The organism is Nonomuraea sp. NPDC054003, from assembly GCF_055585125.1.
On record NZ_JBVJKR010000027.1, the window covers coordinates 18,792 to 37,801 of the forward strand.

The following is a 19,010-nucleotide window of genomic DNA, read 5'->3' on the forward strand; positions in this document are numbered from 1 at the left end:
CCTCCTGGGATGGAGGTACGGGGTCGGTATTTACAGTTCTGACTCTTGTCGGCGCGCTGGGCTGTCACATCCCCAACTCGTGTAGTTTCGGCGGCTCAGTTTTCGCTCTCATCGTGCGACCGGTCGGGGCCGACCCGTTCCTGCGCCACCGCGAGGCGTGTGAGCTCGACGCGGGAGCCGATGTTCAGCTTGCGGTAGACGTGCCGCAGATGGAACGCGACTGTATGGACGCTGAGGAACATCTGCTCGGCGATCTGCCGGTTGGTATGTCCGTCGACGGCGAGCAGGGCGACGGCATCCTCGGTTTCCGTAAGGCTGTCCCAGCCGGAAGCGGGCCGCGGAGTGTTGTGCCAGTGGCGGCGGCGCACTCCCATGCCGCGCAGCTTGCGGCGGATGCGTGCCGCATCCCTGGTGGACCCGATGTCATGGTAGATCGCCAAGGCTCGATCCAAACTGGTGATCGCCTCCTGCTGCTCCCCGACGGCCTTCAGCAGCACGCCAAGATCCTCCTCGGCCGAGGCCCGCGCCCATATGTCCTCGATCTGCTCGGCAGCGCGGGTGAGGGCCTCGCGATCGCCGTCGAGCAGGCCCCGGGCGTGCGCGGCGGACGCGGCCAACATCGGAAATCCCAAGCTGGCTTGGCTGAGGGACTCCGCCATGGTGACGATGGACTCGGCCGTTGCACGGTCTCCCGCGCCCATGGCGACCCGGACCATCCACGCGCTCACCGTCGGATCCATGGCGAGCAGCGAAGACGGCTGCCGCAGCGGGCCGCAGAGACTCGTGAGCAAGGTCATCGCGCTCCGAGGGCCGTCGCGCGCCTCGGTGACCTGGGCTGCCAGCAGCGCGTGCCGCGCACGCGCTTCGCTCGATCCCTCAGCGGGGGCCGCGACACGTCGCGTCGCTTCTCGCAGGTCGCCCCGCCGGAGAGCGACGGCGGCGAGCATGCCGCTGGCCACCTCGGCTGCCAGCGGGATGTTGTGAACGGCGGCGAGGCTCAGGGCTCTCCTCCCTTCGGTGATCGCACCGTCGAACCGGCCCGCGGCGAACTCGGCGCGAGCCTCCAATGCCGCGACGTCCGCTACCCAGGCCAGATGGTCATGAGCGAGCATGTCCGTGCGTGCCTGCTGGAGCATTGCCCGCGCCTCGTCGAGGCGGCGCACATCGATGAGCATCGCCGCGATGGTGAGACAGGCCTCGTAGCGGCGTTCGTCCGGTCGGTCCTCGCTGGCCAGCCGCCAGGCGTCCTCGGCCAGTGCAACGGCGTTGGAGAGCCTGCCCTCGTCCCGCTCGATCGTGGCGAGGGCGGTCAGCGCGGCCACCATGACGGTTGGACCGTGCCCGGATTCGCCGTCGATGATCTCATCCGCGTACGCCCGTACGTAGTCGTCTTGCAGGCGTGTCATGGCGTACAGCCTCACGACGACCGCGCGGTCACGCACGTGATGCCAGCGGGCCGGGAGGGCCAGCACGCTGTCGGCCTCGTGGATCGCCTCGTCGCCCCTGCCGGTCCGGTACATGATGTCCGAGAGCAGGCATCGTAGTTCCGCCACGTTCTGTGCGGAGCGATTGCCGGCGAGACGTTCCTGGACCATGTTCTCGGCCTCCTCCAGCCGCCCATCGGCGACCGCCGCGTGGACGGCAGCGGCCGAAGCGGTGAAAGGGGTGCCCGCCGGTTCGAGGTCTGTGAGAGCGCCGGACTGGCTCAGCAGTGCATCCCGTATTGGCGGAGGAACCCATGTGGCGGTAGCGGTCCCGATCAGCTCGTAGCGGAAGGCGAGCCCACGCCCCGTGACGTCGAGAATGCCCGCCGCCGTGGCTTCCTCGATGGCGGAGAGCAAGCCGGCCGGTGTGGTGCCGAGCAGCGACGCGGCCTGCTCGATCGGTAGCGGCCCACCGAGCACGGCGACCGTCTCCACCAGGCTTCTGGCCTCCCCGCCCAGGGCATCGGTCCAGCGTCGCACCACCATTCGCAGCCGGGCGGGCAAATGGGCACGTGACATGGCACCACAGGACGCGTCGAGGCGGCCTTCGACGCGCAGGCCGGCAAGCAACTCGGTGATCAGCAGAGGATTGCCCCCGGCACCGGCCACCAGCGCACGCGTCGTCGGATCGGGCGGCCTCCCGAGCATGTCCGCTGCCAGCTCCGCGACGGCTTCCGGCGAGAGCGGCGCGAGCGTCACCCGCGCGGCGCCGTTCCGCTCCAGGAGGCCGAACAAGCAGGCGGCCCGGGCGTCGTTCCCGGCGGTCGAGCCGCTCAGCAGCCAGCCGACGGGCTGGGTCGTCAGCCGGTCGTGTAGGAGACGGACGGTCCGCAGCGTCGCAGGTTCGGCCCGGTGCAGGTCGTCGAACACGGCCAGCACCGGCGCTCCGGCCCGCTCTAGGAAGCCCTTCGTCAGGCGGTCCAGCAGGTGCGCCGGTGAGCCGACGGACTCTGCCTCGAACGGGAGGTCGAGGGCTTCCAGCAAGAAGCCGCACGAAACGAGTTCGCCGAGCTCCTCCACGCTGCCGCGGATCACGCCGATGCCGTGGTGGGGAGCGGCATCGGCGGCTTCGTTCAGCAGCCTGCTCTTGCCCACCCCGGGTTCACCGTCTACGAGTAGCGTGCCGGTCCCGCCTTGTTCCAGCGTACGAAATAGCCCCTCGACCTGGCTCCATTCCCGATCGCGTCCCCGCATCTCGTCCCCCCCAATCGAGCACTTTCCGGCGCCGGAGCAGCGAATCCCATGCCTGTCGAGATCTTTTGTCCTCGGTGCACTACATGTCCTGGGGATGTGGTTCGGGGGCGGCTGGAGCCAGGGTTGTAGTGCCGCAAGAGAACGCGAAGGGGTGGACGAGATGGCGGAGACCGGTTATGCGCCGTTCAACCGGACGGTGGACAAGACGAACCGGGTCCTGCGGGAGATCGAAGAGGCGCACGGTTGGTCTGCTGAGCACCGGAACCGATCCTACGCCGCCCTCCGGGCGGTGCTTCACGCGCTGCGCGACCGGCTGTCCGTCGAGGAGAGCGCGCACCTCGCCGCCCAGTTGCCGCTGCTGATCCGCGGTCTCTATTACGACGGCTGGCGCCCGGGCGCGGTTCCGGTGAAGCTCAACCGCGAGAAGTTCCTCGACCGTGTGTCAAGCGGGGTGGACTTCGAAGTCCAGGAGAGTACGGAAGATCTCGTCAAGACGGTGTTGCAGGCGCTCAGGAAGCACATTTCCGACGGCGAGTGGGAGGACGTGAAATCCAGCATGCCGAAGGACCTGGCTTCGGTGCTGCCCTAGCGGTCAGGTCTTTGCCGTCGGCGCAGGGCGCGGATGAGCCGGAGCGGGAGGAGTCCCACCAGAGGAGTTCGCCTGCCGAGATCGTCTCGGTCCTCTTTATCGAAGGCCTCGGCGTAGCGGCGGGCATCCTCGGCGGAGGCGTACCGTTTGGCGCTGCGATCGGGTTCTTCATCGGAGCGGCAGCCATGGCCACCTCCGGGCCGAGCACGAGTATGGCCTGAGCATCGAGGGCAGGCGCGAGGCGGCGGAGCGCAGGGAGCGGGCCCGCCTGCGCAGCGAACGCCGAAGGACGTTGGAGAGCGCAGGAGCCCGACGCTTTCGCCCAGGTCCCGGGACCAGGCTGTACTCGCCAGGCGCGATCGGCATCAGTGGGACGGCCAGCCGGTACGCCGCCATCGCCGAGGAAACCCTCGATCGGGAGATCGACGAGGTGGCTCACGCGCTGGAGCATCACGCACGGCCCTGCGGATCGCGACACCCTCGCCAAGCGCGTCCACGGCCGCACGTGGGGACCGGGCCGCTTCCGCGCCGCCCTGCACCACCCGGCTTCGCGCAACCGTGTCGTTCTCCAAGACCGCTCCAAGCGCGCCTGCCGTTAGAGCCATCGAAGCCGCCATCCACAACAGCTGCAGGTAGTCGGCCAGGCCGACGGCATGGTCCAGCACGCTCCCGGTGGTGAGGGCGAGGGAGGCGAGCAACACGATCGCGAACTGGGCCGCGTAGGAGGTGAACATGCCCATGACCACTGTGAACGGTGGGGAGGTTGAACAGTGCCGCATGTTCGCGTGCCTCCTGCCTGCTCCCATGGCCGGGCACCCGCTCCCACAGTCGATGCACGACGGTCAGGACCCCGTGGCCGTGAAGTGCGTACGGTCCTCCTCCTCAGCGATGCACTGATCCTGCCGCAAGCCGATGCGCCATACCCAGGTCAGGACGAGGCTCTAGGCGACGATCCAAGAGACCGGTACGGACAAGTCGGCGGCACCCGCGATCCCGACAGCCATGTCCACCACAACCCCCGACACGACCGAGGTCGACAACCGCCGCTAGGAGAGGAGCCGTCGTTCGGGGCGCTCCCAGTGAGCCCTCGTCTGAACCACGATGTCACAGGAGCGCGTTTCGCACTTGGGTATGACCTCCTCATGGGGGACCTTCCGGAGTACTCGCCGATGCTGGCGCGGCTTGGGCGGCTGCCGCCGCCGGCCGAGGACCGGCTGTTCGGCTACGAGATGAAGTGGGACGGTGCACGGACGCTCGGCTACGTGGACGGCGCCGCGCTCCGGCTGTTCTCACGCAACGGCCTCGACGTCACGGCCGCCTATCCGGAACTCGGACCGCTCCCGACCGCCGTACGCGGCCCCGCGGTGCTCGACGGGGAGATCGTCGCACTCGACCACCGGGGCGTGCCGAGCTTCACCGCGCTACAACCGCGCATCCACCAGCGGGATCCGAGTAGAGTCGCGGCATTGGCTCGGTCGACGCCGGTCTCCTATCTGATCTTCGATGTCCTGCACGTGGACGACTTCTCCACCATCGACCTGCCGTACGCGGAACGCAGAGAACTGCTTTCAACGACCGTGGCGGCAGGAGAACGGTGGAGCGTCCCGCCCCACAGCGTCGGCGACGGGGCCGCGGCGTTCCGGAGGAGCCGCGAACGCCTGCTGGAAGGCGTGGTCGCCAAGCGGCTGGCATCGACTTACGAGCCGGGACGGCGCAGCCGCCACTGGGTGAAGGTGAAGAACTTCCGCACCCAGGAGGTGGTCGTGGGCGGGTGGAGATCAGGCGCGGGCAGACGCGCTGACATGATCGGATCACTGCTCCTCGGCGTGTACGACGATGCGGGACGGCTGGTCTACGTGGGGAATGTAGGCACGGGCTTCACAGACGATATGCTGCGGGATCTCGCGGCCCGACTGGCGCCGTACGAGCGGCCGGACAGCCCGTTCGACGAGGAGTTGCCGCGCCCGCACGCGCGCGACGCGCGATGGGTCGATCCCGCCCTGGTGGGCGAGGTGCAGTACACGGAGTGGACGGCAGACGGCCGTCTGCGGCATCCGAGCTGGCGCGGGCTGCGCCCGGACAAGCGTCCGGACCAGGTACGGAGGGAGGAGGACTGACGGCGAGGATCGGTCAGTCCTCATCCGGAAGCGCTGGAGTCGCGGCGCGCGCCCGACGGCGGACGGGTGGGCCACCGCTGCGACCATCGCGCCAGCGCCAGCGCCGCGACCAGCATGAAGGCGCTCGCCGTGTAGATGACAAGCTCTGTGAGCTGCTGGCGGCTCTCTGCCGGGTTCACAGGGATAGTCAGCCGGACGACCACCGACAGGATGTGCCGGATGATCGCGATGATGCCGACAATGATGAACGGTTCCAGATGCAGGCGGCCGCCCGCGAGGTGGGTCTGCACCGTCACGAAGATCTCCAGCACGATCAGCACGAGGAGCAGCTCTTCCAGGATGACGATGATTTTCTCAGCCCCAGACGCCCCTCCTTGAACGACCGTGAGGGTCATCAGGGCGAGAATGCCGACGCCCAGAGCCAGCAGCGCGAACGACACCAGATAGAGGATCCCGTGCTCGGCAGCGACCAGCATGGCCAGCAGCCTGCTGTTGCCCGGCTTGTGGGCGACCTCGTGTGCCACGGCCTCGGCCGGAGATGGAGGTCCGGGCGCACCTGATCTGTCCGTTGGATTGTTCATGAGCTGTACCTGGGATCGTGCTGGGTGTGTTGCGACCGTGGTCAGGGTGGCCCATACCCTCGGTTTGGCACGCGTGAATCTCCCGGTCCGGTGCGGTGCCGTCCATCATCTGCCCAGCTCAGGTACCCGCACAACGCGATGGCCGAGTCGTTCTTCGCCGCGATCAAGAACGAATGGCTGCACCGCTTCGTCGGCTGATACGCGAACTGGGCTTACAGGGCCTTGTGCGCGGCAAGACCACCTGCACCACCCAGCCCGGCCCGGACACACACCGGCCCGATGATCTGGTCGCACGGGACTTCCACGCGCCGGCGCCGAACCGGTTATGGGTGGCGGACCTGACCTACATCCGCACCTGGAGAGGCTGGGTGTACGCAGCCTTCGTCATCGATGTGTACTCGCGCAGGTGGTCGGCTGGCAGTTGGCTACTCATCTACGCACCGACCTGGCACTGGACACCCTGGAGATGCCTCTGTGGCACCGCCGCCACAACCCCGCCGACGGCGGCTCTGGCCGCGAAGGCAGGCTTACGGAGTGAGAACCACCTTGTTGCACTCGTCCTGCTTGTTCTTGAACAGCTCGAACCCGCGCGGCGCCTCGCTGAGCGGCATGCGGTGCGAGATGACGAAGCTCGGGTCGATCTCGCCCGCGCGGATCCGCTGCAGTAGCGGCTCGGTGTAGCGCTGCACGTGGCACTGGCCGGTGCGGATGGTCAGCGAACGGTTCATGACAGTGCCCATCGGGAACTTGTCGACGAACCCGCCGTAGACGCCGATGACGGAGACCACGCCGCCGTTGCGGCAGGCCATGATGGCCTCGCGCAGCACGTAGGGGCGCTCGGTCTCCATCCGGGCGGCCTGCTTGGTGCGGTCATAGGCGTACATGGCCGAAGTCGGGTGGTGGGCCTCCATGCCGACGGCGTCGATGCAGGCGTCGGGGCCGCGCCCGCCGGTCATGTCGCGCAGCGCCTCCAGCACGTTCACCTCCTCGTAGTTGAGGACTTCGGCGCCGGTGCGCTGGACCCGCCGCAGCCGGTACGGGAAGCGGTCGATGACGATGACCCGGTCCGCGCCGAGCAGGAACGCGCTGGCCGCGGCGAACTGCCCGACCGGGCCCGCGCCCCAGATCGCGATGGTCTGGCCCGGCTTGATGTCGCACATCTCCGCACCCATGAAGCCCGTCGGAAAGATGTCCGACAGGAACAGCACCTTCTCGTCTGGCAGGTCGTCCTCGACCTTGATGGGGCCGACGTCGGCGAACGGCACGCGCACGTACTCGGCCTGCCCGCCGGCGAAGCCGCCCAGCATGTGGGAGTAGCCGAAGATACCGGCGGGCGCGTGGCCCATCAGCTTCTCGGCCATGCCCGCGTTAGGGTTGGAGTTCTCGCACACCGAGTACAGCTCGGCCTCGCAGGCGAAACAGGCGCCGCAGGCGATCGGGAACGGCACCACCACGCGGTCCCCGGGGTGCAGGTTGTGCACGCCGGGGCCGACCTCGACGACCTCGCCCATGAACTCGTGGCCGAGCACGTCGCCCTTCTTGACGGTCGGGATGTAGCCGTCCACGAGGTGCAGGTCGGAGCCGCAGATCGCGGTCGATGAGACGCGGACGATCGCGTCACGCGCGTTGAGGATCTGCGGGTCCGGAACGTCTTGGATCTCCAGGCGGTTGCGGCCCGCCCACACGTTGGCCTTCATGCCCGTCCTCCGATCGGCTGTGCGGGACGCTGATGGAGCTGGCGCCGGGCGCGGTGGCCCTCGGGGCTGCCCTCGGAGCGGACCACCTCGCCGGTCTCCATGACCTGCTTGAAGCGACGCAGGTCGTCGCGGACCTGCTGCTCGGGGTGCTCGCCGAACATACGGGCGACGGCGGCGAGCCGGCGGCCGGGCGCGCCGTACTCCAGCGAGACGTCCACGACGGTGCCCCGCCCACCGGGGCCGTCGGTGAAGCTGACCAGGCCGGCGGTGGAGATGCCGGTGCCGGGCACCGAGCGCCAGGCGATCAGGTCGCCGGCCCGCTCGTCGATGATCTCGGCCTCCCACTCCAGGTCGACGATCGGGCCCTTGACCTTCCAGCGGGAGCGGCGCTGATTGATGGTGCGCACCGAGTCCAGGTGGACCATGAACGAGGGCAGGTTCTCCAGCTCCCGCCAGAAGCGGTAGACGTCCTCGCGCGGCTTGTTGATGGTGATGGAGGCGCGCACCTGCAGCGGACCCTTGGTCTTGGCAGTGCCGCCCCGGGCGCAGGCGGCGTCCAGGGCGGTGAGCCCGGCGACGGCGCCGAGCGCGGCCAGCGCGCGGGTGCGGCGGGCGCCGGTGCGGGCGGCGGCGGCCCTGCCCAGGACGCCGAGGTCCATTGTGTCGCCGGCGACCCTGGTCCACGCCCACTGGGCAGGGTTCTTGGCGCCGAGTAGCAGCGCGGCGTGCAGGAGCTCGCGCCCGCCGACGAGCCTGGCGACGGTCGTGGCCCCTGGCGCGTCGTCGACGCCGCACAGGCGGGTCACGGCCCGTGGTGCCGCCAGTTGCACCGCGCCCAGCGCGAGGCTGGTCCACCCGAGCGCACGGGCGAGTTTGTCGGTCATCATGCGTCCTAACGCAGGTTCTGGTGGTATGTGCGGGCGGCCCCCGGTCTGCTGACGCCCCGCGTCCACCGCCCCTTGCCCCTGACAAAACGGATGACACCAGCGGATTCAGGCACTAAAGGCGCAGGTCGTCTGGATGGCCGTCCACGACGGGCTGGACGACGCCAGGGGGCCCTGCCTCCGGCCCAGGTCCCATGAGCCCAGCCCGCCGCTCGATCAAGAGGCCAAGCGGCGCCTGGCAGTCACCCGGCATGCAGGGAGGTCACCGGCAACGTCGCCATGTCGTGCCGGTACGTCGGCATCAACCGGCAGGTCTACTCCATCTGGTACCGGCGCTGCCGAGCCGAGGGCATCGACGGCCTGCGGACGCGCTCCAAGCGGCCCAGGACGAGCCCGAACGCCACCGACGTCGAGATCGCCGAGATCGCCGCGTGAAGATCGTGGTCGCGCTGTACCTGAAGCGGTACCACGACGCCACCGTCAGCAAGTCGGGCGTGTGGCGTATCCTCAAGCGCCTGGACCTGGGCCGGCCTCGCAGCGGGCACGCGGGCACCCGCCCCCAACCAGGTCTCATTCCGAAAGCAGTGCCAGCGCGGACAGCGACGGACGCACGTTCGTGAGCGACGAGGTCACGCCCGACGTTCAGCGGCGGTGGCCTGCGGGCCCCTGGCGAACTCCTGCACGATGCGCTCGCAAAAGGCCGGCAGGTCGTCGGGCGACCGGCTCGTGGTGATGTTGCCGTCGGTGTCGACCGGCTCGTCGACCACCTCGGCCCCGGCGTTGCGCAGGTCGGTGCGCACGCTCGGCCACGAGGTCAGCCGGCGGCCCCGCGCGGCGTCGGCCTCGACGAAGTTCCACGGGCCGTGGCAGATCGACGCGACCGGCTTGCCCGACTGGACGAAGTCCCGGACGAACCGCACCGCAGGGGGTTCCATCCGCAACTTGTCCGGGTTCACCGACCCGCCCGGCAGGAGCAGCGCCTCGTCGACCGACACCTCGCCGACCAGCCGGTCCATCGTGAAGGTGCCGGCGTCTTCGAGGTCATGGTCGCGCGCCTAGTCGGTCTGGCGCTGCTCGGCGTCCCCGCCCAGCCGCAGGCAGTTGAAGTCGCCCCAGGGCACGCGCAACAGCTCGGCCTGCCCGCCGCCCGCGGTCCACGCCGCCTACAGCGCGGCCCTGGCACGGGGCCGCTGGACGGCGAAACCCGCCGCGCTCTCGCACCACCGACACCGTCAACGCCTGCCTCACCGTTCCGGAACACGTCGTCACCCAACTCGGGCTCGGCCCCGCCGCGACGACATCCCCGAGCTTCGCGCCCCGCATCCTGGACGCCCGCCAGCAGAGGCGCTACCTGCGCGCCGTCGAACGACGGCCCCCTCGCCCGTGACCAAGCCGTCGGCGACTGCTGTTACACAAGCGGGCGGCCTCGCCCTGCCCGCCCACATCCTCCGGCACACCCTGGCCACCCCTTCGCTCCGCACCGGCGTCGACAGCGTCGTCGCCCGGCTCGACCCCACCCGGCGCTACACCTTGCCCACCGACCAAGGGGTCCCCACCAAGCGCTCAGCATGAAACAACCACAAGCCCGACGATGCGGTGGCCAAGCGTGCGCGCCATGGGCCGCCATCTCGCGGCGCCCTTCCCTCGACAAGCATCGCCGGATCAACGCCGCAGCGGCGACTCGGTGCCCGCTGTGGACACGTACCCCTCACCTGCCGCGTCCAGATCTTCATCACCCGATACACGACGCATGTGCCGCGCGACTGTGGGTATTCGGTCACGGAATCCACCCGGCTACCGGCGAGGAGCGCTCATGGCCATCAGTGAGCATCGGCCGGAGATCGTCGTCGGACTCGTGGCGACCCCGCCGGACTATCCGGCGCAGGTGGTCGCGCGGCTCGCCGCCGAGTTGGCCGACCGGCTCGCCGAGCAGGTGGACCAGCAGGTGCGGTGGACCGTCCGGGCAGGCTGGGGTGAAGTGGCACCGCGCCGCGACGGCGGCGTCGAGGCGCTGCTCGACGATCTCGCCCGCCGGCGCGCCGACGCCCGGTGGGACGTCGCGATCTGCCTGACCGACCTGCCGCTGCACACCAAGCGGGTGCCGCTGGTGGCGCATACGTCCGCCCGGCGCCGGGTCGCGGCGGTGTCCTTGCCCGCGCTGGGGCTGCGCCAGCTGCGAGCGCTCCGCGCCGCCGTCCCGGGTCTCGTGAGCCGGCTGCTCACTGACACTTCCGAGGAACGGGTACCGCCGACCGGCCGGGCACCAGCCGAACTGGCCGGCCAGGTCGCCGCCATTCACCGAGTGGTCGGCCAGGCCGATGCCGGGGAACTGGGCTACGTCGCCTCGCGGCTGACCGGCCGGGTGCGGCTGCTGACCGGAATGATCCGGGCCAACCGCCCGGGACGCGCCCTGCTGGGCCTGTCCAAACTCCTGGCCGGCGCCTTCGCCACGGCCGCGTTCGCGCTCACCACCAACACCATCTGGGAGATGGGTGACGCGCTCGACGGACTCCGACTCACCGTGATCATGCTTCTCGGACTGACCGCGCTGGTGACCTGGCTGATCATCGCGCACGACCTGTGGGAGAAACCAGACCGGGAGACACCGGCTGAGCTGGCCCGGCTGTTCAACCTGGGCACAATCCTCACCCTCACCCTGGCCGCCGCGGTGTCCTATCTGGTGCTGTTCGCCGGAACGACACTCGCCGCAGCGCTGCTGATCGACACCTCCGTGCTGGAACAGAACCTGCAGCGGCCGGTCGATCTCACCGACTATCTGAACCTGGCCTGGATCATCAGCTCGCTGGCCACCGTCGGCGGCACGATCGGCTCCGGGCTGGAGGACGAGGACACAGTGCGGGCCGCCGCTTACGGCTACCATCCCGAACCCGGCGGCTGGCGGGACGAGCGGGACGCGTGATTCCCGCCTCGGGCCAGGGCTTGTCCGCATTACCCGGGCGGGCACCGCAGGCCAGCGCCGCCGGAGATGCAGGATCACCTCTAGATCCAGGTAAGCAGCGACATGGTCGTAGCTCGTCTTCCCGAATGCAGCCGCAGCCACACACGGCGCCGACCTCGTAAAAACTCTGCACATCCGCTGGGTATGGCACGTCGGACATGCCTATCACCGCCGTAGCCATCGGGTAGAGCAGAGGTTGAAAGGTCGGGTCCGGGTTGTGGTCGATCAGCGTGACCAGCGCACCCGCCTTGGCCAACGTTCGCGCCGCGGCCAACCCGGCGAAACCCGCCTCCACGACCACAGCACGAATGCTTCGTCTCGTGATCATCTCCACCTCGACGTACGCGTCCATCGCATGCTCACTGTCGCTGACCGCGCCCTGCCCGCCGGCAGCGAGCCCAGATCAGCGGCGATGACCGGCCGTGGCCTTCAAGCGGTTCTCGGCTGGGCGATGGCCGACCACTACCGCACCGATCTGATCAAGGACGCGATCCGGATGGCGGCTGCCACAGGCCTGCTCCAGCCGGACGCCATCTTCCACGCCGATCGCGGCTCGAACTACACCTCGGATGAGTTCGGCCGCAGCAGGTGCGCCACCTGATGCGCCAGCGCCGACTTGCCCACCCCCGGGGGGCGCTGATGGAGGCGATGGGCACACGGCCGGGCTCTCCGGCGGTATGCAGATAGCGCGACAGCTCTTCCACCTCCGCCGCGCGGCCGGTGAAATCGCTGACGGCCGGTGGAAGCTGAGCCGGAGGTAGTCCTCCGGCTCCCCAGGCGATGGTGGGGGCGGCCGGTTCGTCGTCGTCCAGGATCCGAGGACCGAGGGTGTCCGCGGCGATCTCGTCGCGTAACCGGCGCAGCTTCGACCCGGGGTCCGCGCCGGTGTCCTGGGCCAGCAGCGTCGCGAGGGTGTCGTAGTGCCGCAGCGCCTCCACCCGATAGCCCGCCCGGTACAGAGCGGTCATCAGCAACGCGTTGAGTATCTCCGACAGCGGATCGTCGGCCAGCTCCCGGCGGAGATCGCCGAGGAGCTTATGGTGCTCGCCCGTGTTCAATCGGGCCTTCAGGAGATCCTGCTGCGCGACCTTGCGCTCCCACAGCAGTTCTTGCCGCCATGTCGCCAATCGGAGGGGGTCCTCAGGTACGTCGGCCAAGGGAGGATCGCCCCATAAATCCAATGCCCTTCGTAATGAGGCAACTGCGGCATGTTGATCACCGGTTGATATCTGGATTCGGGCCTCCTCGACCAGCCGCCGGAATTCCGTCAGGTCGAAACTGTCTTCCGGGCGCAGCACGATGCGGTACCCATGGTTGCGTGCGGACGGAATGCGCCCCGGGAGCAGTTGACGAAGCTGCGACAAGGCGGTTTTCAGTGAGTTCTCTCGGCCGTGAGTATCACCCCAGACCGCCTGCATCAGCGTCTCAGCGGCGATCCCGTCGGAGGCGGCCAGCAACAGTGCCGCCAGCAGCGATCGCCTGGTACGCGTGATCTCGACCGACTCGTCCCCGCGCTCGACCTGGAGCCGGCCCAAGATGGCGAACCGCACAGGAGTCCCCCATTCACCACGTGAAGGCGATCGGCGATGTGGTAGCAGTGATTCCTGATCAAATCAGACCATTGTGGATATTACTGCGCAAATCCACGAGAGGATCATGACCAGGCGACAACCACATCACAACCAGGTCAACACCGCTGCCTGACAGGTCCTGACATCCCCTCACCCGCGCGGGCCGGATGGTCCGCCGCCGCTTAGGTCAGCACGCCATTCAGTCTGGTAAAAGCTCAAATGTACGCACGTGTGAGCGCCACCTGAGCGAGTGGCGGGTCAACGGGTCCAGCATTGAGAGGGCGCTCCAGGTGGAGACTGATGGTCCCCGTCGCCTGCCGCGGATCGTGGCCGAGAGTTGATCTATCCGACGCTGGAGAGCGTGACGGTTGCGTACGTATCCCACTCGTACATCTGCCGGTCTCGGCCGAGCACGATCAACTCCACGCCCCGCACCCACGTGGTCGCAGGGACGGCTTGCACTCCGCTTTGGCGGCGCGGATCCTGTCGCGTACCGCGGCCACCGGCTGCGGCGGCTGGGCTTCCCAACGGATCGCCTCAGGGGTGATCCTGGGCCGGTCCAGCGTCAACGCGAACGGCTCGACGTGAGTCAGGCTGATCTGGGCGGCTTCGACGATCGCCCGCACGTGGGCCTCCTCGACCTCATCGACGAACCCGAGGCCTTGCATGGTCAGGTGCAGCCATTGATCGGGTACGAGATCCAGCCCGTCGACCTTGGCGAGCCCGTCCCGGCCCTAGCCAGCCGACGTACATCGGCGGCGTCGTCGAACGTGAGGTGCCAGGTGTGGAAGCGCCGGCCATGCTTCCACCCCGGCCTCCACCACCAATGGTCGGCCGTCCGCTCGCCGGTCATGCATTGCCTCCCCTTCATGTGGTGACTCAGGGCGCTTCCGCACCATCCGGCTGTCCAAGCGCGAGGTGGGCGGTCGCTTGGACGATGCGCACCTGCGCGACCGTCCCGTACGCCTGGGGCTGCGGAATGTTGGCGACGGCGCGGTCGGGCGTCGCCGGGCCTTCTGATGCGCAGCGGCACCGACGAGGCGTAATCGGCGCGCCGAAAGTCGGAGCAGGCGAACAGCCCGGCGACTTCGCCCGCTCCTTCCATCTGGTCGCGCGCGGCTTCGGCACGAGCCAGAGCGCCGCGGGCGCCGTCGATGGCGCCGAGCGCAGCCCACGCGTCAGCTTCCTGGCAGGCGAGCATGATGCCCGCGGTGCCGTGGGGACGGAAAGCGGCTCCTCGCCGGGCCAGGTTGATCGCGTCGCGGAGCCGTCCATCCCAGAACGCGATCTTGCTGCGGGTGGACAGCACCCAAGCCCGTAGGTCGTCGTGGCTGGTCAGCTCGGCGCACAACCATGCGGCGCGGCCGTGGGTGTCGGCGGCCTGTAGCTGGCCGAGGTCGCAACTGATCCACGCCAGCAGTGCGCACAGGTAGCCGGCCGTCGCATACAGCTCCGCGGTCTGGCGCGGGTGCTGCCGCCCCTCCAACAGCGAGAACCGGGCGCTCTTCCCCACTCCCGCAGTGACCCGTAATGAGCCCGCCTTCGCCCCCTTCAAGGACGCCCGCGAGCCGCTCAGTGAGGCCGACGCGCCGAACTGGCCGGTGCCGCTGAAGGCGCGTAGCGGGCCACCCGCTCGACGCCGGTGAGGGCGTCGAGCGGCCGCAGACGACCCGGATGGGGCAGGTTCGGACCAAGGGGTCAGGGCCGAGGGAGACGCCGGCGGGCCAGGTGAGCGGTCAGTGCCGCCAAGGCGGTGAAGGCGCCCAGCGCCACAGCCACCTGGACGTCGTCGGCGCCGTCCGTGCCCACGGCCGGGGGCGGAGCCGGGCTGAGGTCCGGGTCCAGCACGGCGGCGGTGGCGATCAGCCGGGGCGCGGGCTCCTTCGCATCGTCATCGGCGCCGATCCACTCGTACCCCTTGCCGCCGGTGCACCGTTGCGTGGTCGGGAAGATCAGCGGCTCACCGGCCTTTCCCGACAAACGCGCGCTGACGGTGAAGGACGCCTTGGTGCCGTCGGCGATGCCCGGGCCCGTCCACTCGACCGTGTTTCCCTTCACCGCGCTGGACCAGCCGCTCGGCTGACCGGCCGACAGCGCCGAGGACCCGGCCGGCATCCGGACGAGGAGTGCCTCGGTCGGCGCGCCGTCGCATCCATGGTCGAAGGAGAAGGTGAGCGTGACCGACCCGTCGCCGTTGGGCTGCGCGGACTCCAGCAGCACGTGCGCCAGCGCCGGGGCGGCCGGTAGCAGCACCAGCACGGCTGCCGCCAGCACCACCCCGGCGGCCCGGGCCGCGCGGGAGACACCCGATTTCACGGGATCACCACCTCCTGGGAGACGACCGGGCTCTCGAACTCCGACAGCCGCACGACCAGCGTCACCGTCCACGTCCCGTCCAGCGGGAAGTCGACCGCCGCCTCGTAGGTGCCCTTGCCCGTCGTGGACAGCGGCTTCTTGAACGGCCCCAGCTCGTATGCGGGCAGCCGCACCGACAGCTCCGGCGTCTCATGCGGCACCAGCGGCACGCCCTTGCTGTCCACCAGGGACAACTGGAGCGCGTTGACCCCTCGCTTGCCGGGGCTGATCACCATGGTGGCCTTACCGTCGCCGACAGCCGCGGTGAGCGTCTTGGGCCCGGCAGCGGAGGACGGCGCGGCCGCCGCGGGCGCGGCGCCGGTCTCCTCGCGCGGCGTCTGCGAGACCAGCACGCCGGTGACGGCCACCACCACGGCCAGGCCCGCCGCCTCGATCCCGACCGTACGGCGCAGCGCGCCCAGGGTGGCTGGCGAGCGCGTGCCGGAGAGCACCGAAGGAACGAACCGGTACCGGTTCCAGGCGGCGACGCCGACGACGGCGACCACCAGCACAAGCTTGACCAGCACGAGGCGGCCGTAGCCGGTCGTCCACAGACCGTCCACGCTGTCGGCGATCCGCCACCACAGCAGGACCGCGCTCGCGCCGAGCCCGGCCACCAGCCACAGCGCCGCGGCCGAGAAGCGGCCGACCGCCGAGGCGACCTCGGCCACCCGGTGGTGGCGGTCGGGGACGAACAGCAGGCACAACCCGAGCAGCCCGCCGACCCACAGCGCCGCGGTGGCCACGTGCAGCAGATCGGCGGCGAGCACCAGCCAGCCCGGCCCGTACACCCGGGTGTGACCGACCATGGCGAGGGAGCCCAGCGCCAACGCCGTCCCGGCCGCGGCGGCGACCGGCAGGTCGCGGCGCACCGCGACCAGCGCGATCACGACGCCGGCGGCCAGCAGCGCCGCGGCGGCCGCGGGCGCCGCCGACAGCGCAGCGGGCCACAGCGAGGCGGAGAACAACCCGCCGACGCCCGTGCCGTCCTGCCAGAGCTTGACCAGCGGGACCAGCGCGACGGCGCCGAGCACCGCCGCCGCGGCCAGCGCGTCGCGGGCACGCCCGACTCTCCGGGCGAACGCCGCGGACCTGCGCACGCTCGGCTCGGCGATGAACAGGCCGAAGACGGTCAAGCCGGCGAACCCGAGCACCCCTCCATACCGCAGCACCTCGGCGCCGATCCGGAGCACGTTCACTTCGCGGTCGGCGACCTGGGCGGGGACGGCGACGGAACTGGCGCTCGGCTCGCCGACGGAGAAGCTGATCCCGCCGCTGACCGGGTGGGTGTCGAGGGAGATGATCCGCCAGCTGACGATGTAGGTGCCCTCGGCGAGGGTTGAGGCCGGGGTGTAGACGACGGTGTCGTTCACCGAGCGGACCTCGGCGGGGACGGGGCGGCCGGCCGAGTCGAGCAGCACGTTCCCCGTGGGAGCAAGGGTGATCGCCTCGCTGAAGGTGGCCGTGACCGTGCGCGGCGCCTGAGCGAGGACCTGGCCGTCCTTGGGGTCGGTGCTCTTCAGCACGGCATGGGCGTAGGCCGTGCCCGGCAGCAGGAGGACCAGGAGGGCGGCCAGGAGCAGGACCACCCAGGTGGGCGCGGCAACCGGCCGAGCCCACCTGAGCGTGTTGCGGCGGACCGGACAGGTCAAGAGGTCTTCCTGCCGCGCACCAGTGCGGTCACGCCCGCGGCCGCGCCGATCGCGCCCAGCACCAGACCGGCCCAGCCGATGACGCCCGAGCCGGAGGACTCTGCCGAATCAGCGGCCGCGCGGGAGGTGTCGGCCGCCGGAGCGGCCGCCGCGGTCTCGGCCGGCGTGGGCGTGGCCGCGTCCTGCCCCGCCCCTTCGGCGGCGGTCAGCACGATGAACGGGGCCGGATGCTCCGGCTCCTCCGCACCATCCGCGGCGACCTCGGTCCAGGGCGTCTCGCCCTTCTCGCACTTCTGGATCGCCGGGAAAACGAGCTTCGTGCCTTCCTTCTCTGGGAGCTTCAGCGACAGCTCGAACGTGTCGCGCAGGCCATCGGGCAGCGGCGTCTTGGCGGTGTAGACGACCTGGTCGACCCGCTCGGTGTACTGGCCGCCGTGGCCGTCGTCGACGGGTGTGTCGAGCTTCTCCATCTTCTTTTCGACATCCCAGCCCGGGTTGACCGTCGGGGTGACCGCGATGATCTCCTCGGGCATCGCGATGGCGATCGAAGTGGTGGCCGATGCGTCGCAGCCGTGCGGGACGCCGAAAGTCAGCACGGTGTAGCTGCCGGCCGCGGTGGTGGAGGGGGTGACGGTGACGTGCGCCGACGCCGCGCCGGCGCCGAACAGGACCAGCCCGAAGGCGGCCGCGCCGACGGCGACAGTGCGCATGGTGGTACGCAGGGCAAAGCTCATGGGGGGTTCTCCTCTATACAGATCATGACCGAACCGTTCGGTCCGGTCCGGGGGTAACGGGGCCTTTCGTCCCCGTGGTGGTTCAGATCCGGTTGAGGAGCGGTGGAGCGCGCGTCCCGACCGGTCCGGCGCAAAGCCGGGTCAGCGTGGGGACAGCGCGGGAGGCGACCGGGACCGGGCGCCGGACCGGCGGCGGTAGGTCGCGGGCGCGGACGGTACGGTAACGGGCGCCGAGCATGCGGAGCAGGCCCCACCACATCCGCTCGCCATGCTCCAGCAGCAGCGCGGTGAGCACGGTGGCCGCAGCGTGGGCGAGGACCATCGGCAACGAGGCGTCGCCGGGATCGTGGTGGACGGGGCCCGCCAGGTAGACGCTGAGGCCATGGATGCCTAACTGGGCGCCGCCGAGCAGGGCCAGCAACTCGCGCCGGGAGACCCTGCGGCCCGCCAGCGCGTAGGCGACGCCCCAGGCCGCCAGGACCACGGGGACCAGGGCCAGCAGGGGCGGGGCCGTCCCATGGCCGGCGCGGTGGGCGGCGACCGCGATCACGGTAGTGCTGAGTGCCACCAGGGCCGAGCGCAGACCGCGCATCGCCCGTTTGGTGGACTTCATGGCCGGAGCTTAGCAATGGCTGCGACCCCGTTGCCGACTGATGCGGGGATCCGCGAGCCACAACCACACCCGCCGAGGGGCAGTCGCCACAGCCGCTGGCGACACAGTCGCCGTATACCGCCAGACCAGGCAAGCCGTCCTGCACGTCATCGATTGCTACCCGGCCTCCACATGATCACCTCAGAGATGCGCTTCATGCCCGTGGGTACCCGGCCGGTCGGCCAAGGACCATGAAGCTTTCAACGCGCGCTACAGGGCGGGCATGTCACCGAACTGTGGAGGGCGAGCCCACCCGACCAGGAACTGCAACCGCGCCGCCGTCTGCTCCGGGCTCACCTGGTGCCAGACCGATGAAGCACCGGGCGGCACCGCATCCGGCACCAGGTCCAAGGGCAGGGCCAGGTAGGCCAGCAGCGGCACGAGCCGTACGCGGACACCACGTGACAGGTCGCCGTCTGCGGCATCACAGGCGTCCTCGTCGACCTGACCAACGGACAGATGCGCGTGACCGGCCAGGCGGCATCCGACGCCGAGGTGATCCGGCGAGCCTGACATCACCGGCGAGTTGTCCTCCCATCGG

At 69.8% G+C, this 19,010-nt stretch carries 18 protein-coding genes and 1 pseudogene; 5 read left to right on the plus strand and 14 right to left on the minus strand.

Annotation, left to right across the window (positions count from 1 at the left end; genetic code table 11):
- Positions 1-95: 95 nt before the first annotated feature.
- Positions 96-2,678 carry a LuxR C-terminal-related transcriptional regulator gene (locus ACZ6YG_RS42815; RefSeq protein ID WP_466021126.1) on the minus strand — a complete coding sequence of 861 codons (2,583 nt, stop codon included), beginning with the start codon at positions 2,676-2,678 and terminating at the stop codon, positions 96-98.
- 160 nt (positions 2,679-2,838) lie between these two features.
- Between ACZ6YG_RS42815 and ACZ6YG_RS42820 the strand changes: the two genes are divergently transcribed.
- On the plus strand, positions 2,839-3,267 hold the full coding sequence (locus ACZ6YG_RS42820; RefSeq protein ID WP_148034681.1) for a DUF2267 domain-containing protein: 429 nt from the start codon (positions 2,839-2,841) through the stop codon (positions 3,265-3,267).
- A 365-nt stretch (positions 3,268-3,632) separates the two neighbouring features.
- Here ACZ6YG_RS42820 and ACZ6YG_RS42825 read toward each other — a convergent pair whose 3' ends face one another.
- A complete protein-coding gene (locus ACZ6YG_RS42825; protein ID WP_148032317.1) occupies positions 3,633-4,007 on the minus strand; it encodes a hypothetical protein in 375 nt (124 codons plus the stop codon).
- Between the two features lie 402 nt (positions 4,008-4,409).
- Here ACZ6YG_RS42825 and ligD point away from each other — a divergent pair, with 402 nt between their 5' ends.
- Positions 4,410-5,384, plus strand: coding sequence for a non-homologous end-joining DNA ligase (gene ligD / locus ACZ6YG_RS42830; protein ID WP_466021127.1), 975 nt, complete (start codon positions 4,410-4,412; stop codon positions 5,382-5,384).
- 20 nt (positions 5,385-5,404) lie between these two features.
- Here ligD and ACZ6YG_RS42835 read toward each other — a convergent pair whose 3' ends face one another.
- From ACZ6YG_RS42835 to ACZ6YG_RS42845, 3 genes are all read right to left on the minus strand, one after another.
- Positions 5,405-5,965 carry a phosphate-starvation-inducible PsiE family protein gene (locus ACZ6YG_RS42835; protein WP_466021128.1) on the minus strand — a complete coding sequence of 187 codons (561 nt, stop codon included), beginning with the start codon at positions 5,963-5,965 and terminating at the stop codon, positions 5,405-5,407.
- A gap of 527 nt (positions 5,966-6,492) precedes the next feature.
- The gene (locus tag ACZ6YG_RS42840) at positions 6,493-7,662 is read right to left on the minus strand and encodes a zinc-dependent alcohol dehydrogenase (protein ID WP_466021129.1); all 1,170 of its coding nucleotides are present in this window, start codon (positions 7,660-7,662) and stop codon (positions 6,493-6,495) included.
- Positions 7,659-8,549: an SRPBCC family protein gene (locus ACZ6YG_RS42845; RefSeq protein ID WP_466021130.1), complete on the minus strand. Its 891-nt coding sequence runs from the start codon at positions 8,547-8,549 to the stop codon at positions 7,659-7,661. Before ACZ6YG_RS42845 ends, ACZ6YG_RS42840 begins: the two co-directional genes overlap by 4 nt.
- Before the next feature lie 276 nt (positions 8,550-8,825).
- Between ACZ6YG_RS42845 and ACZ6YG_RS42850 the strand changes: the two genes are divergently transcribed.
- Positions 8,826-8,981: a leucine zipper domain-containing protein gene (locus ACZ6YG_RS42850; protein ID WP_222708993.1), complete on the plus strand. Its 156-nt coding sequence runs from the start codon at positions 8,826-8,828 to the stop codon at positions 8,979-8,981.
- Positions 8,982-9,175: 194 nt separating this feature from the next.
- Here ACZ6YG_RS42850 and ACZ6YG_RS42855 read toward each other — a convergent pair.
- A pseudogene (locus ACZ6YG_RS42855) lies at positions 9,176-9,601 on the minus strand (DJ-1/PfpI family protein); the annotation flags it as partial.
- A 328-nt stretch (positions 9,602-9,929) separates the two neighbouring features.
- Here ACZ6YG_RS42855 and ACZ6YG_RS42860 point away from each other — a divergent pair.
- Both ACZ6YG_RS42860 and ACZ6YG_RS42865 read left to right on the plus strand, forming a co-directional pair.
- Positions 9,930-10,118 carry a hypothetical protein gene (locus tag ACZ6YG_RS42860; RefSeq protein ID WP_466021131.1) on the plus strand — a complete coding sequence of 63 codons (189 nt, stop codon included), beginning with the start codon at positions 9,930-9,932 and terminating at the stop codon, positions 10,116-10,118.
- 241 nt (positions 10,119-10,359) lie between these two features.
- Complete coding sequence (locus ACZ6YG_RS42865; RefSeq protein ID WP_466021132.1) at positions 10,360-11,466, plus strand: DUF2267 domain-containing protein; 1,107 nt, start codon at positions 10,360-10,362, stop codon at positions 11,464-11,466.
- A gap of 518 nt (positions 11,467-11,984) precedes the next feature.
- On the opposite strand, the gene ACZ6YG_RS42870 is transcribed toward ACZ6YG_RS42865, so the two are convergent.
- The 8 genes from ACZ6YG_RS42870 to ACZ6YG_RS42905 all read right to left on the minus strand — a co-directional run bounded on the left by ACZ6YG_RS42870 (position 11,985) and on the right by ACZ6YG_RS42905 (position 18,985).
- Positions 11,985-13,055, minus strand: a complete 1,071-nt coding sequence (locus tag ACZ6YG_RS42870; RefSeq protein WP_148032325.1) for an AfsR/SARP family transcriptional regulator — start codon at positions 13,053-13,055, stop codon at positions 11,985-11,987.
- Positions 13,056-13,492: 437 nt separating this feature from the next.
- Positions 13,493-13,744 (minus strand): 2'-5' RNA ligase family protein, encoded by a 252-nt coding sequence (locus tag ACZ6YG_RS42875; RefSeq protein WP_222708995.1) that lies wholly within the window; start codon positions 13,742-13,744, stop codon positions 13,493-13,495.
- Positions 13,745-13,746: 2 nt separating this feature from the next.
- Positions 13,747-14,589 (minus strand): hypothetical protein, encoded by an 843-nt coding sequence (locus ACZ6YG_RS42880; protein WP_466021133.1) that lies wholly within the window; start codon positions 14,587-14,589, stop codon positions 13,747-13,749.
- A gap of 185 nt (positions 14,590-14,774) precedes the next feature.
- Entirely contained in the window at positions 14,775-15,392 is a 618-nt protein-coding gene (locus ACZ6YG_RS42885) for a DUF1775 domain-containing protein (RefSeq protein ID WP_187281226.1), read from the minus strand.
- Entirely contained in the window at positions 15,389-17,083 is a 1,695-nt protein-coding gene (locus tag ACZ6YG_RS42890; protein WP_466021134.1) for a copper resistance CopC/CopD family protein, read from the minus strand. Before ACZ6YG_RS42890 ends, ACZ6YG_RS42885 begins: the two co-directional genes overlap by 4 nt.
- Entirely contained in the window at positions 17,080-17,817 is a 738-nt protein-coding gene (locus ACZ6YG_RS42895) for a YcnI family copper-binding membrane protein (protein WP_148032328.1), read from the minus strand. The genes ACZ6YG_RS42890 and ACZ6YG_RS42895 overlap by 4 nt, the downstream gene beginning before the upstream one ends.
- 82 nt (positions 17,818-17,899) lie before the next feature.
- On the minus strand, positions 17,900-18,430 hold the full coding sequence (locus tag ACZ6YG_RS42900) for a hypothetical protein (protein ID WP_466021135.1): 531 nt from the start codon (positions 18,428-18,430) through the stop codon (positions 17,900-17,902).
- 249 nt (positions 18,431-18,679) lie between these two features.
- Positions 18,680-18,985, minus strand: coding sequence for a hypothetical protein (locus tag ACZ6YG_RS42905; RefSeq protein WP_466021136.1), 306 nt, complete (start codon positions 18,983-18,985; stop codon positions 18,680-18,682).
- Positions 18,986-19,010 lie beyond the last annotated feature (25 nt).